This is a genomic window from Rhodanobacter sp. C01 (assembly GCF_002001045.1).
GTDB lineage: Bacteria > Pseudomonadota > Gammaproteobacteria > Xanthomonadales > Rhodanobacteraceae > Rhodanobacter.
Genome location: NZ_MUNR01000009.1, coordinates 1 through 13,087 on the forward strand (window position 1 = coordinate 1; position 13,087 = coordinate 13,087).

At 61.0% G+C, this 13,087-nt stretch carries 16 protein-coding genes; 2 read left to right on the forward strand and 14 right to left on the reverse strand.

Translation table 11 applies throughout. From position 1 onward, the window contains the following. The 10 genes from B0E50_RS05990 to B0E50_RS06035 all read right to left on the reverse strand — a co-directional run. Positions 1-202, reverse strand: a 202-nt coding sequence (locus B0E50_RS05990; protein ID WP_217343241.1) for a hypothetical protein, incomplete at its 3' end; no start/stop codon positions are given. 288 nt (positions 203-490) lie between these two features. Further along, positions 491-904, reverse strand: a complete 414-nt coding sequence (locus B0E50_RS18455) for a response regulator transcription factor (protein WP_077440296.1) — start codon at positions 902-904, stop codon at positions 491-493. A gap of 232 nt (positions 905-1,136) precedes the next feature. Further along, positions 1,137-2,273, reverse strand: a complete 1,137-nt coding sequence (locus B0E50_RS06000) for a S41 family peptidase (RefSeq protein WP_077440297.1) — start codon at positions 2,271-2,273, stop codon at positions 1,137-1,139. 186 nt (positions 2,274-2,459) lie between these two features. Further along, entirely contained in the window at positions 2,460-3,317 is an 858-nt protein-coding gene (locus B0E50_RS06005) for a sigma-70 family RNA polymerase sigma factor (RefSeq protein WP_077440298.1), read from the reverse strand. Further along, on the reverse strand, positions 3,314-4,207 hold the full coding sequence (locus tag B0E50_RS06010) for an alpha/beta fold hydrolase (RefSeq protein WP_077440299.1): 894 nt from the start codon (positions 4,205-4,207) through the stop codon (positions 3,314-3,316). The genes B0E50_RS06005 and B0E50_RS06010 overlap by 4 nt, the downstream gene beginning before the upstream one ends. Positions 4,208-4,320: 113 nt before the next feature. Beyond that, a complete protein-coding gene (locus tag B0E50_RS06015; protein WP_077440300.1) occupies positions 4,321-4,635 on the reverse strand; it encodes an EthD family reductase in 315 nt (104 codons plus the stop codon). A gap of 50 nt (positions 4,636-4,685) precedes the next feature. Beyond that, the gene (locus B0E50_RS06020; RefSeq protein ID WP_168170819.1) at positions 4,686-4,991 is read right to left on the reverse strand and encodes an antibiotic biosynthesis monooxygenase family protein; all 306 of its coding nucleotides are present in this window, start codon (positions 4,989-4,991) and stop codon (positions 4,686-4,688) included. 136 nt (positions 4,992-5,127) lie between these two features. Next, on the reverse strand, positions 5,128-5,760 hold the full coding sequence (locus B0E50_RS06025; protein WP_077440302.1) for a class I SAM-dependent methyltransferase: 633 nt from the start codon (positions 5,758-5,760) through the stop codon (positions 5,128-5,130). Between the two features lie 40 nt (positions 5,761-5,800). Next, the gene (locus B0E50_RS06030; RefSeq protein ID WP_077440303.1) at positions 5,801-6,568 is read right to left on the reverse strand and encodes a glucose 1-dehydrogenase; all 768 of its coding nucleotides are present in this window, start codon (positions 6,566-6,568) and stop codon (positions 5,801-5,803) included. Between the two features lie 84 nt (positions 6,569-6,652). Further along, the gene (locus B0E50_RS06035; RefSeq protein WP_077440304.1) at positions 6,653-7,387 is read right to left on the reverse strand and encodes an SDR family oxidoreductase; all 735 of its coding nucleotides are present in this window, start codon (positions 7,385-7,387) and stop codon (positions 6,653-6,655) included. A 108-nt stretch (positions 7,388-7,495) separates the two neighbouring features. Here B0E50_RS06035 and B0E50_RS06040 point away from each other — a divergent pair, with 108 nt between their 5' ends. Both B0E50_RS06040 and B0E50_RS06045 read left to right on the forward strand, forming a co-directional pair. Further along, on the forward strand, positions 7,496-8,443 hold the full coding sequence (locus B0E50_RS06040) for a LysR family transcriptional regulator (protein WP_077440305.1): 948 nt from the start codon (positions 7,496-7,498) through the stop codon (positions 8,441-8,443). 384 nt (positions 8,444-8,827) lie between these two features. Next, on the forward strand, positions 8,828-10,036 hold the full coding sequence (locus tag B0E50_RS06045; RefSeq protein WP_217343242.1) for a DUF418 domain-containing protein: 1,209 nt from the start codon (positions 8,828-8,830) through the stop codon (positions 10,034-10,036). 436 nt (positions 10,037-10,472) lie between these two features. Here the strand turns inward: B0E50_RS06045 and B0E50_RS06055 are convergent, their stop codons facing one another. The 4 genes from B0E50_RS06055 to B0E50_RS06070 all read right to left on the reverse strand — a co-directional run bounded on the left by B0E50_RS06055 (position 10,473) and on the right by B0E50_RS06070 (position 12,969). Continuing rightward, positions 10,473-10,781: a type II toxin-antitoxin system RelE/ParE family toxin gene (locus tag B0E50_RS06055; RefSeq protein ID WP_077440308.1), complete on the reverse strand. Its 309-nt coding sequence runs from the start codon at positions 10,779-10,781 to the stop codon at positions 10,473-10,475. Continuing rightward, positions 10,778-11,047 carry a YlcI/YnfO family protein gene (locus B0E50_RS06060; RefSeq protein ID WP_077440309.1) on the reverse strand — a complete coding sequence of 90 codons (270 nt, stop codon included), beginning with the start codon at positions 11,045-11,047 and terminating at the stop codon, positions 10,778-10,780. The genes B0E50_RS06055 and B0E50_RS06060 overlap by 4 nt, the downstream gene beginning before the upstream one ends. Positions 11,048-11,223: 176 nt before the next feature. Next, positions 11,224-11,739 (reverse strand): DUF2127 domain-containing protein, encoded by a 516-nt coding sequence (locus B0E50_RS06065; protein WP_077440310.1) that lies wholly within the window; start codon positions 11,737-11,739, stop codon positions 11,224-11,226. 189 nt (positions 11,740-11,928) lie between these two features. Then, positions 11,929-12,969: a hypothetical protein gene (locus B0E50_RS06070; RefSeq protein WP_077440311.1), complete on the reverse strand. Its 1,041-nt coding sequence runs from the start codon at positions 12,967-12,969 to the stop codon at positions 11,929-11,931. Positions 12,970-13,087: the final 118 nt, after the last annotated feature.

Consider the following 13,087-nt stretch of genomic DNA (forward strand, 5'->3'; position numbering starts at 1 on the left):
CGATCACCCCGCCCCGGTCGACGTCCCGGTGCCGCTTGATCCCCGCGAACACCGCGCTCAGTGCGATCAGCATCGTCGTGTAGCCGATCACCATGCCGTACTTCAGCGGCGGCATCCCCGAGAACACGACGAAGGTGACGAGCTCGAAGCCGCCGACAACCAGGCCGGCGATCACGCCGTATTTAAGGATGGTGCGCAACATGGTGTACCCCTTAGTAGTGGATTGAGCCGCCATTGACCGCGATACGGCGCCGCCCGGCAATCGCCCGAACGGGTGATTTCGATGTTTTCACCCCGAAAGGAGCCTCGAATAACTGCTTTTTTGTTCGTCATTCCCGCGAAAGCAGGGATCCATCTTCGCTTTACAGCCCAAGGTCAAAATGGATGACCAGCTTCGCTGCTGTAAAAGCGCTTCCCGCTCTTGCCCCCCTGTTTTCGGGGTTCGCGGGAATGACGGCCTTGGGGGCAAGGTTCCCCGAATAGGGCCTCATCAGGGCACGATCCCCAGCTCGCGCGCCCGGCGGATCGCCTCGGTGCGCCGCTTCGCGCCCAGCTTCTCGAACAGCCGCGCCACGTGCGTCTTGACCGTGTTCGGCGAAATATGGAGGCGCGCGGCGATCTCCTTGTTGGAGTGGCCGGCGGCCAGTTCGTGCAACACCTCCAGCTCCCGCTCGCTCAGGCCCAGCGCCGCCTGCGCCTTCGGGTTGCCGTCGAAGGCGACCGGCGCCGGCGTGGCGAACACCCGCATGCCCAGCACGATGCCCAGCACCAGGAAAGCGGCCGCGACCAGAAACAGGTAGACGTCGCCCGAATGCATCCGCACCAGGCGCTGGTAGTCGAGCCACTGCAGGGCGAGCGTCCCCGCCGCCAGCAACGCGCCGTAGCCGACCACCCGCTTCCACATCCCCGCCTCCGCTCGCTCCCGTATAAGGTCATCTTAGCGCCGGTCCGCAAGCGGCAAGTAGAGGCCGCCCGGTTCGACACCGTGCGGCCTCGGTCCAGCTCGGAACGTCTCAGAGAGCTGCTGGATCAGGGCGTACTCGAAGAATCCGGCTTGTTAAAAAGCACACTCTGACCCCGGTTCTGGCTGTAAGGTCTAGAAAGTCTAGCGATCGATTGTCAGCATCGCGTCAGTGTCACGGGTAGTACGCGGGTAACTGGAACTTGCCCGATTGAACACTAGCCAGGATGTCATTCAACCCCGCTTGTTCGCTCGGGTCCTTCGACTTTTTCAGGAGGTCGTTGAGAATGGTGACGTAAGCAGTTTTCATGGCCGAACTCGCCGGTACTGCCACATCCGGCTTCACGCCCACATGTTCCCAGTTGGTTTTGGTGATCGGGTTGATGGCACGTGCCACGGGGATGAAGGCCATGAAGCCATGCCCGAGCGGCATCCAGCCGCCTGGATTGGCGGCACCCGCTGTGGTTTCACCGACCAGCGTGGCGCGCTTCTGGGTTTGCAGGTCGTAGGCGCATTCCTCGGCGCCGGAGCCCGTATGCTGCGAGGTGAGCACGTAAATCGGACCGGCGAAGCGGGGCATCGCAGATGGAACCGTCCAGAACTGGCGTGTGTCGTTGTCAGCACGGACATAAATATCATTGAGGTGTCGATCATCGCCCACAGCGAAAAAGTGACTGATCAGATAGGCCACGCCGTCCGGTTCGCCGCCGTGATTCTGCCGCAGGTCGAGTACCAGCGCCTTGGTTCCAGCGACTAGCGACATGGCCGCGTCGTAAGCGGCACCGACGATTTCCGTATGACCGAAGTTTCGAAGGTCGATGTAGCTGACATCGCCGGGCAACAATTGCACGCGGTTGATGCCATAGCTCTCGCGAGCCGAAACGGACCGCATCTGCGCGATCATTTCCGCCATCTCTTTGGCGGTCGCGTCTTTGTCATCCCCGCCTTTGTCATCCCGGCCTTTGTCATCGTCTTGCGGCGGCGGTGACAAGTCCGGCGCGAATTTGACGGCAAGATGCTTGTCGTTGCCGATGGACCTCAAGTCCTTGGACAACGCTTTGGCAAATGCCGTCGTAGTGTTGGCATCGCGGTAGTCACCATGCACCGCCTTGGCCGAGAGCGCGGCGGCTGTCTCGGCAGCAACGTCGGGGAAAACGTACTGAGACTTCAACTGCTGACCCAGGGTCGCGATGACCGCGGACTGCTCGGCAGCATTGATCGGTGTGTTTGATGGTGATGATGTCTGGGCGAACGCGGCGGAACTGAAAATCACAGTCAGCAGCGACAGAGGCAATGCATAGCGTAAGTACATGAGTATCTCGTCGGGCGGCCACGAAAGATGGCCGTTCGAACATAGAGATACGCGCAAGCTGGTCGCAGTTGCACCAGCGCACTTACCACCGGTGGGCTGCTGAAAGATCGGGGTCAGGTTCACTTTCTCACGGCAGCAAGTGAACCTGACCCCGATAGTCGTGGACCACCCAGACACCTTTTTCCTTCAGCCCAACCGCGCCCAATCCATGCCTTCGAGCACATAGGGCGCGAACAGGAAATCCCGGATGCCGATGATCCGGTTTTCCGACCAGTCGATCAGGACAAAATGCGCAGGTCTTTCCATCGGGCCCTCGCTGTCGAAGACCAGCATGGCCGGCTGCCCTTCAACCGCGCCGAAGGCAAACCGCCATTTCGCCACTTCCGCATAGCGCGTGAAATAGAGGCCGATCCTGTCGCGCCCTTCCAGCTGCAGCCGGTTCACCAGATCGAGCTTCACCTCGTCGGCGAGCATGGCACGGATGGTGTCGAAATCGCCGCTCTGAAACAGCTGCACATAAGCGGCGATCTTCCGCCGGTCGGTGTCGGACATCAGCGGCAGCCGGATGTCTTCGGGCGCCTGTGCGAGTTGCCGCAGCGCAACGCGCCCGCGTTGAAGCGCCGATTTGGCGGCTGCCGCAGAGCACCCGGCGATGCCTGCGATCTCGTCGACCGAATGACCCAGAACATCCTTGAGGATCACCGCGCAGCGTTGCAGTTCGGGCAACCGCAGAAACGTCTGAAAGCTGATCTCGACGATGTCCGCCTCAGGCATGGCCGCCGCTTCGATGTCGTCGGTAAGCGGCACGACCGTGTTCCGCGACCGGTTGCGCAAGAAATCCAGGCTCGTGTTGTGGGCGATGCGAAACAGCCAGCCCTCGAGATTATCCACCTCGGCGCCCTCGGCTCGCGCGTGAAGCGCCTTGACCAGGGCATCCTGCAATACATCCTCGCCATTGACCGCCGATCCGGTCATGCGCGCGCAGTAGCGATGAAGGCGAGGCCGCAGCGCTTTCAGACCCTCCTCGAATTTGTCCATGTTCATGGATGGAGGGCTTCCGCGCTCTGTTGCGCCAGGGACTGGACGCCGATGTCGATGAGGATCCTCGACAGGTTGGCCGGCTGTGACAGGAAGGGCGAGTGGCTGCTTTTCAGGGTATGGGTCGTGGTTTTGCCACCAAGGGCAGCATCAACCGTCGCAATCATGTGATCCTGACCGGTCAAGGGAATCGCGCGATCCTGGGTACAGCGGATGTAATGGCGTGGCACCGTGCCAAATCTTCCCGGCGTGATGTCCGACAGGGCCAGCGCGCCGGCGTTCGACTCGTCGCAATGAAGTTGCGAGGCCATAGGCGCGAAGTCGGCCTCCGGCACGTCGGCATAAAAAGAAGCTTTGAGCAGTGACCGATAGGCTTCGTCGGTCGATCCGGGATGGATTCTTGTCGCGCCGATGGCGACGGGGTCACCCACGAACAGCCCGGGCGCCAGCGCCGAAGCCAGGGTTTCATGCTGCAGCATCGCGAGCAGCGGCATGCCGCTCGGCACCATGAACCCGGCCAGATAGACGACCGCGAGCAGCAGGTCCGGCACCTGCTCGGCGACCGCCGAAATCGTCATCCCGCCAGCCGAGTGCCCGACCAGGATGACCTTGCCGTCGCTGCGCGACGCAGCCTCTTTGACCAGCGCGACGACCGCTTGCGTCCGCTGCTCCTGCGTCACGCCGGCGACGGGTGAGCGCTCGGCCGCAAACGCAGCCGGGTCGAACGGGTGAAGACCGAGCGACGTGGGTGCTATCGCATTCACCCCCGCGCCGGGAAGGTCGAGCGTCAACGCCGCGAAGCCGTTGGCCTCAAGTAGGGGCGTCACCCTGTCCCACGTCGAATGGTTGTGCCAACCGCCGTGGACCAGGACAAAAACCGCTTTGGTTGCCGACATGGCTGAGTCCTTTTCGTGTGAGTTTACGATCTTCGCGAGTTGAACAAGCGGCCGCCCGCCATGTCGCCTCGATTGGCCCCCTCGTCCACCGAGGCGAACCAGGAGCGGCGGGTTCAAACTTCCCTGCTGTCGAAAAGGAACATCTGGACGCCCGAGTCGTCCGGCGCAAAAAGTCGGCGATCCGCCCCGGCCGCCTGTCCCTCATCGCTAGCAAACGCCTTTTCGATCGCCGCAAGGTCGTCGAAATGCAGCGTTCCGATCCGATGAACATCGGGGGTTCCCACCGGCGCTGCGATGGGGCCTTCGCTGACCTCGTATTTCCTCAGGCCCGGAATCTTTTTGGCGAGAGGCACGTGGATGTCGAAGTAATGCCGGTCGAATGCCTCGGCGTTCTTCGGTGTCCGGTAAATCACTACCATCCGAGCCATGGCGGTTCTCCTTGGTTGGTTGTGTGACGCCGACTTGCCTGTTTTCACCCTCACCGGCTTTCGCTCAACACCGCCGAGCCCACGATCGACTCCAGGCTCGCCAGCTCGATGACCTTGGGGAAACAGGCTTGCATGCGCGGATCGCTGCGCATCGCCTCGACGGCTGCGGCGCTCTCCCACTCGGAGTAGATGACGACACCGGCGCCGTCCCCTGCCGCGATCAGCCGGGTCGTCTTCCAGCCAGGGAGCGTGCGGATCACCGTTTCGGTGTTCTGCTTCAGGAGCGCGATCAGCGCATCCTGCTTTTCGGGTTTGACCTTCAGCAGATTGATCAAGATGACGGACTGGTCGGACATGGCATGGCTCCTTGTGTTTGGGACACACCAAGGACGATCCGCAGGATGCAAACGGATCGCGACGCAGAAGATTTTTTGAAATTCGTCTCGAAGAGGCATGCGTTGCCGAGTTTGCAGCGCCTAGAGCCGGGACCTGTCAGGGCTTCACGAACCGATAGACGAAGCGATCGGTCTCGCCCTTGATCGAGGGATCGAACACCTTGATCGAGTGCGGATCGTCCTTGTTCGCGAGCATGGTGCTTTCCGCATCCAGTACGAAGCCGGCCGCCTCCACCTCCTCGCGAACGGTGGCAGGCTCAATCCGATGCAGCGACTGGGCGTCGCTCGTGCCCGTCCCGACGGCGGCGGCGTGGTCTACGATGATGTAGGACCCACCGGACTTCAGCCGCTCGTAGACAGCTCGATTGAACTCCGCCGCCGTCGCGCCTTTGGCCTGCATAAGCGCGGTGTGGAGATCGTGGTAGAACAGGTGCAGCCACAGGACATCCGCTGGTTGCGTGACCTCCGGCATCGCCACGAGGTCCGCCGAGACGGCTTCGACGTTCTCTCGGCCCGGCTCCTTCGCAAGCATCCGCATGCCGCCGACCGGATCGTTCTTGAAGTGGGCGACTTCGGCCGGCACGAAGCTGTAGACCCGTCCTTCGGGTCCCACGATGTCGGAGAAGAGACGGGTCCAGTCGCCATCGCCTGGGTAAACGTCGATGACGGTGGAGCCCGCCTCGACTCGTGCGAACCGGATCAACTCGGATTGCTTGGTTTGTTTGTACATGGGGATCTCCTTTACGGTTGGGTACGGGACCGCGCCAGGGTTAGCCCTGCGCCATGCCCCCATCGACGGGAAGATCTATACCGGTGATGTAAGAACTTTCATCGGAGGCGAGGAACACGACGGCTGCGGCGATTTCCTCGGGCATGCCTCTGCGGCCCATGGGGATCTGCGTGGTGAACTGTGCGATTGCTTGCTCGACCTGTTCAGGGGTAAGACCCGCCGTCGTCGCTAGGGCCGGGGTGTCAATGGCTCCGGGGCTCATGCAATTCACGCGGATCTTGCGATCTATCAATTCCTTGGCCCAGCCGCGCGCGAGGTTGCGCACAGCCGCCTTACTCGCGGCGTAAGCAGTAAATCCTGGAAGCCCGAGCACGTTTGAGACCGAAGAGGTCAAAATAATCGAACCGCCATCTTTTAAGAGGGGAAGGGCCTTCTGCACCGTAAAGAACATGCCCTTCACGTTCACGTCGAAGGTCTGATCAAAATGGGCCTCAGTAGCTACCGCAAGAGGTGCGAGTGTCCCCGCGCCCGCGTTCGCGAAGAGAATGTCGATGTGACCATGCTTCTCTTTCACGACGGCATAGAGCCGGTCCAGATCTTCCAATCGCGACACATCGCCCACGACCGTCGTAACGTTTCTCTCGATGGAGGCGGCGGCCTCCTTCAGCTCTTTCTCTCTTCGCCCGGTGATCACGACGTGCGCACCTTCGTCCACGAAGCGCTTGGCTGTGGCCAAGCCAATCCCGCTGCTTCCGCCTGTAATGACCGCAATTTTCCCCGCCAGTTTTTGTCCACTATGGTTGTTCATGTGTTTTTCCTTTTTGCTTTTCGTTGTTCGCCACGCCCTGCGGACTCCGAATATCGAATGGAGTGAACCGCCTGGCGCAACGCGTCAGAGTTGCGCCAGGCCGCCGTCGACGGCCAGCTCGCTGGCGGTCATGAAGCTGCTGTCCGGCGACGCGAGAAAGGCTGCCGCCGCCGCGATCTCCGACGGATCGGCCATGCGCTGGAGCGGAGTCATCGCGCCATAGGCCTTCTGGCCCTCTTCGCCCAACGCCGCCTTCGCCAGTTCGGTCGCCGTCGCTCCGGGCGACAGCACGTTCACCCGGATGCCGGTGCCCTTCAGATCCTCCGCCCAGGTCTTCGCCAAGTTGCGCACCGCCGCCTTGCTCGCGCTGTAGGCAGTGAATCCCGGCGCGCCCGTGGTGCCTGCACTCGATCCGGTCAGGATGATCGAACCGCCCTCGCCCATCAGCGGCAGCGCCTTCTGGACCGTGAAGATCGTGCCCTTCACATTGGTGTCGAAGGTTTCGTCGATGTGCCTGGCGGTGATCTCGCCGAGTGCAAGCGGGCTGCCTGCCCCGGCATTGGCGAAGACGATGTCCAAGGTTTTGCGCTCAGCCTTCACCGCCGCGTAGAGTCGGTCGAGGTCGGCCTCATCCGAGACCGAGCCCTTCACCGCGCGGGCATGGGGCCCGAGGTCAGCCACCGCGGCGTCGAGCATGTCCTGCCGGCGGCCGAAGATGAAGACGAAAGCGCCCTCCTCGATGAAGCGCCTGGCTGCGGCGAGTCCGATGCCGGTAGCGCCGCCCGTGATCACCGCCGTCTTTCCAGTCAGTCTGTTCATGTCATGCATCCTTCGTTTCTTGCTTAAGGTCCTGACGAAGATGGTTCTGTTGACACATCAATACAATTGACGAAATATGTCTTAATAAGATCTGTTTTTTGGATATGCATGCTCGACAACGTCACCATCAACCAACTGCGTTCGTTCGTTGCGGTATGCGATCAGGGAAGCTTCTCGGGTGCAGCACGGCAACTCGGTCGCGCGCAGTCGGCCATCAGCCACGCGATCAAGGCGCTGGAAAGCGCCTTCGATGTCGAATTGTTCGATCGCAATACACGCAAGGCGCAGCTCACCGCGGCGGGACGCAGCCTGCTGCCGGACGCACGGGCGGTCATCTCGCGCACGGAAGAAATGAAGAGCCGCGCCGGCTCGATCGCCCGAGTCGGCGCACCCCAGCTTTCGGTGGCGGTCGATGTCTACTTCCCGCGCGCACACCTCATTGACGGTTTGCGGACGCTGCAAGCGGAGTTCCCAACCGCAGCGATCAACCTGCGCATCACGACCATGCAGGGCGGCGAGAGACTGGTGCTGGAAAAGGTGTGCGCGCTGGCCATCACGGTCGAGAACGTACCGGAAGTAAACCCGGATGCCATCGAACGCCACTGGCTGTGCGAGGCGCAGATGGTGACGCTATGTGCGCCATCCCATCCCCTCGCTTCACTACCGAAACCCGTCCCGCAGGACGAGTTGAGTCGACATGTTCAAATCGTCGTGACGGACAACCAACCGGAAGCGGAAAAAACCCAACAGGGCGTTGCCGGCAAGCGGCTGTGGCTGGTCAATGATCTCGGCGCCAAGCGTGACCTTCTCAAGGCCGGCCTCGGCTGGGGACACCTGCCGCGACACCTCGTCGGCGAGGATCTGGCAAAGGGAGAGCTCGTCGAGCTTGAACGCCGCGCCTGGCATCTTGGTCCGCTCACGTTCGTGATCTCGCAACGACGGGGTCATGACCTCTCCCCATGCGAGTCGCGGCTGGTCGAGCTTCTTGGCAAACCTCAGTGCATCCCAAAGGAAGCCAGACCGCACCCCGTTTCGGGCAAGGGCGCAAAAACATGAAGGCCCCGCGCAAGTAACAGCGCGCCCCGCTTACAAGCCCAAAACGGCACAAGAATGGTGTCAAGGAAAATTCGGCCGCACCAAAAGTCATGCGGCAGGACATCAATACAAGCGGAAATTGTCCGTGACACGAATGGCACTTACTTAACCGAAAAGCTCCAGTTTTCGTCATTCCTGCGAAAGCGGGAATCCAGTGACTTCGGGCTGTCAGAGGCGCTGGATCCCCGCTTTCGCGGGGATGACGAGCTTAAGTAAGTGCCATTCGTCCGTGACACCTATTCCCGTTTTCCGTAAGTGAACCTGCCCCCGATAGTTGCCACAAAGCAGTCGTTCGTTGATTCTTTTCGCGGAGAAGCGTTGATCTCAATTCACAAGGCTGCAGAAATGCCATCCACGACCGATGAAATGGCTCAACCCATCACTGTGGCGGATCGCATTCACGCCATCGACATACTTAGAGGCATCGCCTTGTTCGGCGTACTCGCGGTAAATCTGGTGGGCGAGTTCCGGGTATCGTTGTTTCAGCAGTTTCTTCCTGCAACGCCCTTCGTCTCACCACTTGACGGCGCAGTCGAACACTTCATCTCGTTTTTTTTGGAGATGAAGGCGTTCGCGCTGTTCTCGATTTTGTTCGGCGTGGGACTGGCTATCCAGTCGGAGCGACTCGCGCACAGCGGTTGCCGACTGCGTTTGCTGGTGCGGCGTCTGGTGGCATTGCTCGCGATCGGTTTAGTTCATCTGCTGCTGATCTGGAACGGTGACATCCTGACCGAGTACGCCCTAGCCGGATTGGTGGTGCTGCCGTTGCTATGGCTGCCCATTTGGTGCACGGCACTAGCCGCATTCGGGCTACTCGCGTTCTACATCGCCATGCCGGCCCTGTCTCTCCCGATCTCGTGGCCTTCCATGCTCTGGTTGCAGCAGCATGTGTTGGAGGCCAATCACGTTTATGCAGCCGGTTCGTATGGGCAAATCCTGCGTTTCAGCTGGAGCGAACTGGCTCAGATCCTGCCACTGCACGAGTTCGTGTTCCCGCGCACGTTGGGACTGTTTCTGGTTGGCATGTTGGCGTGGCGTTCCGGCGTGCTGCGGAACCCGTACCGGCACCAGGGCCTGTTGCTTATCGTGATCGGTCTCGGCTTGATGCTGGGGATACTTTTAAACTCGCCGACCCTGACCCAGGCGATGGCATCTTGGCGCATGCCACCTGCAATGAGGTCCTGTCTTGAAAACGCCGCAGGCACCTTCATGGGACTTGGCTATGGCGCATCGGTTATTGCGCTAGTCGAGTTCACGCGTGCCCGCAGCGTCCTTCAGGTATTCGCGCCGCTTGGCCGCATGGCATTCACTAACTATCTGATGCAGTCATTGATCTTCAGCTGGGTATTTTATGGCTATGGGCTTGGCTATTTTGGTCGGTTAGGCGCGGCCGAGACCCTGCTCTTCGGCATCATCTTCTATACATGCCAGATGGCCCTGAGCGCCTGGTGGCTTCGCCGATACCGCTTTGGGCCGATCGAGTGGTTGTGGCGAACGCTGATGTATGGGGTCCGCCAGCCGATGAGGGTTTTAGCTTCAGCGAAGAGGTGGTAGTTGCGCTCTACCCTATCGCGCAACTCGGCCAACATCTGAAGACTGGCAATGGCTGCTTTGGATGGCGAAGTCGGCTGATCGACTCCCGCTGCTGGCGAGCCTGGCGAGTTCCACTGGACGTGGTGGTCAGGCTCGACGTCAGGAATGGGCAACGCGATGGCGAAGGTGGGCAGGTAGCTGGCGTTTTGCAGCCGCGCGATAAATCAAGCAGCGACTGCATGCGAACCCGACCCCGGTTTCAGCCAGAGTTGGAGCTGAGTATTTGGCCAGAGCCGTGCCAAGGACAACTTCAAGCGCCACGCTGGCGCCTGCAAATTGTCCCTGACACCGTTTCCGAGTATTTTCCCCGACACTTTGCCCGACATGATCCCCGACACATTGCCTGGCCCAGTGGTCAGCACCGCCTCGCGCATGGCCGCATGCAAGGCGGCCATGCTCAGTGGTAATCGTCTTCGCGCTGGTGCCGCACCGCCAATACGGTGACGGTTTTGGCGTCATCGATTTCAAACAGCGCCACATAGCCGGATGCGCCGAAGGCGATGATCAACTCACGCAGAAACGTGTCGTCAGGTGCGGCCTTTCTGCAACTGAATGGTGAACTCGCCAGCAAGCCCAAGCCATTGCGGATGGCGTCCAGCGCGCGCTCGGCCGTAGTCCAGTCGCCATCCTCACGTGCCAAGGCAAAGTCATACAGCCGTTCAAGATCGGCCAACGCTTCCTCCGTGAAGCGGATCTTGAATGTCATGCCGAGGCTTTCTTCGCCTTGGCCAATCGCGCTTCAAGCTTTTTCAGCACCGCGCCAGATGAAAAGTACACGCCGGTAGCTTTGGCCTGATCACGCGAAGCCAATCCACGGGCGATGAAGGCAGCTTGCTCCTGGCGTTGCTGAATCTGCGCCCGCACCGCGTACTCGACAAAGCCGGACAGACTTTCCCCGTCGCGCAAGACTTCCTCTGCGGCGCGGCGCAGCACCGGTTCAACACGCAGCGAAGGGATGGTTGCGGTTTTCATGGAAACTCCGAATGCGATGCAATTGCGATTCATTTTGGCGCAATTCAACGACCGGGGCAAATCGCCCGGAAAGAAGGTAAGGACGATCCCTGGAAGCAACGCTTAGTCGCCCTTGGGCAGCTTGAGCAAGCGGACCCACCGAGTTGTCCCCTACCCCATCCCCGGCAGGGGTCCGATCACTCGACTGAGCGAGATTGCCGTGACTGCAGGGCGACGCGTACCAGATACGCGACGATCGCGATGTTGGCGATCAGCGCAACCAATTTGAACCCGCTGAAACGGTGCACCGCTTCGTAGATTTCCAGCGGCACCAGCGAGCCGGTGGCGACTACCGTGAACCATTCCGCCCAGTACTTCTGCAACCACAGCCCGATGCCCTCGGTCGCAAAGATCGCGGCATAGGCCAGCGCGACCAGTCCGATCGCCACGAACTTGCTCGGGCCCATCGACTGCAGCTTCTCCACCAGCCTCCAGCGCAGGCCGTTGCTGTCGCTCAGCGACAACTGCTCCAGCCAGTGCACCAGATGTTCGAAGTTCTGCGAACGATCCAGATGGAAGGCCGCGATCGCCACCAGGATCAAGCCGATGGTCTTGGCGGCCTTGTATACCGCGATGACACGCAGCCACCCATGGTTGCGGGGCTTGCGCGTATCGGTCGGCCCAGCTCGGGAGTCGCGGCGGATATCGGACATGGCAAGACATTCCGGGAATCAGAATCCGAGTGTGCTTTTGCTGGCGTGAACAATCGATGCAGCATCGGCGGCCACCGTTCGTCCGGCTCAGCGCGATTTCAACCTGAATTCTTTTTGGATCGTTGCCCGCTCACGCCGTGCTGCCGGGTCCTTGGACGTGCGATCAGGTGAACGCGCAACCCATTCGGCTTAACTTCCTGCGTCCCGGTTTCCGGCACGTTGCCGTTCCCTGCGCAATCTCCATCCCAGCACACCCAATCCGACCACGGCCAGCACGTTCGCGACAGCCTTGAAGTAGAGATCGGCGGTTGGCGGTCCCTGAAAGCCCACAAAGCTCACCGCCATCAAGCCGCACACGCTGGCGACGACAAGGCAAAAGGCGTGGCGCGGCGTCCAGCCGGTCGAGGTGATCCAGCTCGGCAGCAGGTAAAGCATCGCGGCAGCGATCAGCAATCCCGCCGACATCGGAATCGCCGGTGGCAGCGATGGTGCAATGCCGAAGGCGATCACGACCAACCCGTACCAGAGCACCGACCAGAAGGTGCCGAGTACGGCAAGCAACCGTGCCGCCGGCGGTGCAACGTGGCGAGCCCGGATTGGCTTGCCCCGCAGCGTGGTGAAGGCGAGTGTGATCAACGCAGCGATGATCGCCAGTGCAACCACCTCGGTCGCGGCGGGCGGCACGAACGCCGGCTGGTGGAATACTTTCACCCGTGCGACGTGCGTCCACGCGAACCACGCGAGCAAGCTGCCGATCGCGAAGAAAAACATCGTCACGCCGACGCCGAGCTTGCCCATCCAGACCCGATCGCGCCGACCCGGGAAGATCAGTTCGACCAGGCAGATCGGCACGAACACCACGTAGACGCTCTCGTACACCAATGCCCACAGCAGGTAGAGATAATTCACGCCGAACGCGCGCGCATACACCTCACCCTTGAGCATGATCACCAGCGGCGCCAGCGATGACTGCTGAATCACGGTTTCCTCCGCCATCGCCAGCGCGAGAGCCAGCACCAGCATCGCGGCCACGCCGAGGTTGAAACGCCGCACGGCGTGACGAATCAAGAGTGCACCCCCGCCCCATACGCACAACTCAATCGGAAACACGAACAGCGCGCGCAGCCGGGTCGAGCCAGACAGCACTTCCGCAATCAGCGGAGACAGAAACAATAAACTCAATGTGGGTGCGATGCGCCGTCGCAGCGGCAGCAAGGGCAAGCCGTCCATCGCGGGCTCCGGTTCCGGCAATCAGGCCTCACTGTCGTGCAAACCTCGCCGATGGGCAAAGGCAGATCGTCATCATCCGCGAGTGATAGCTGTCATGCCGCTATGGCGCACTTCGTCT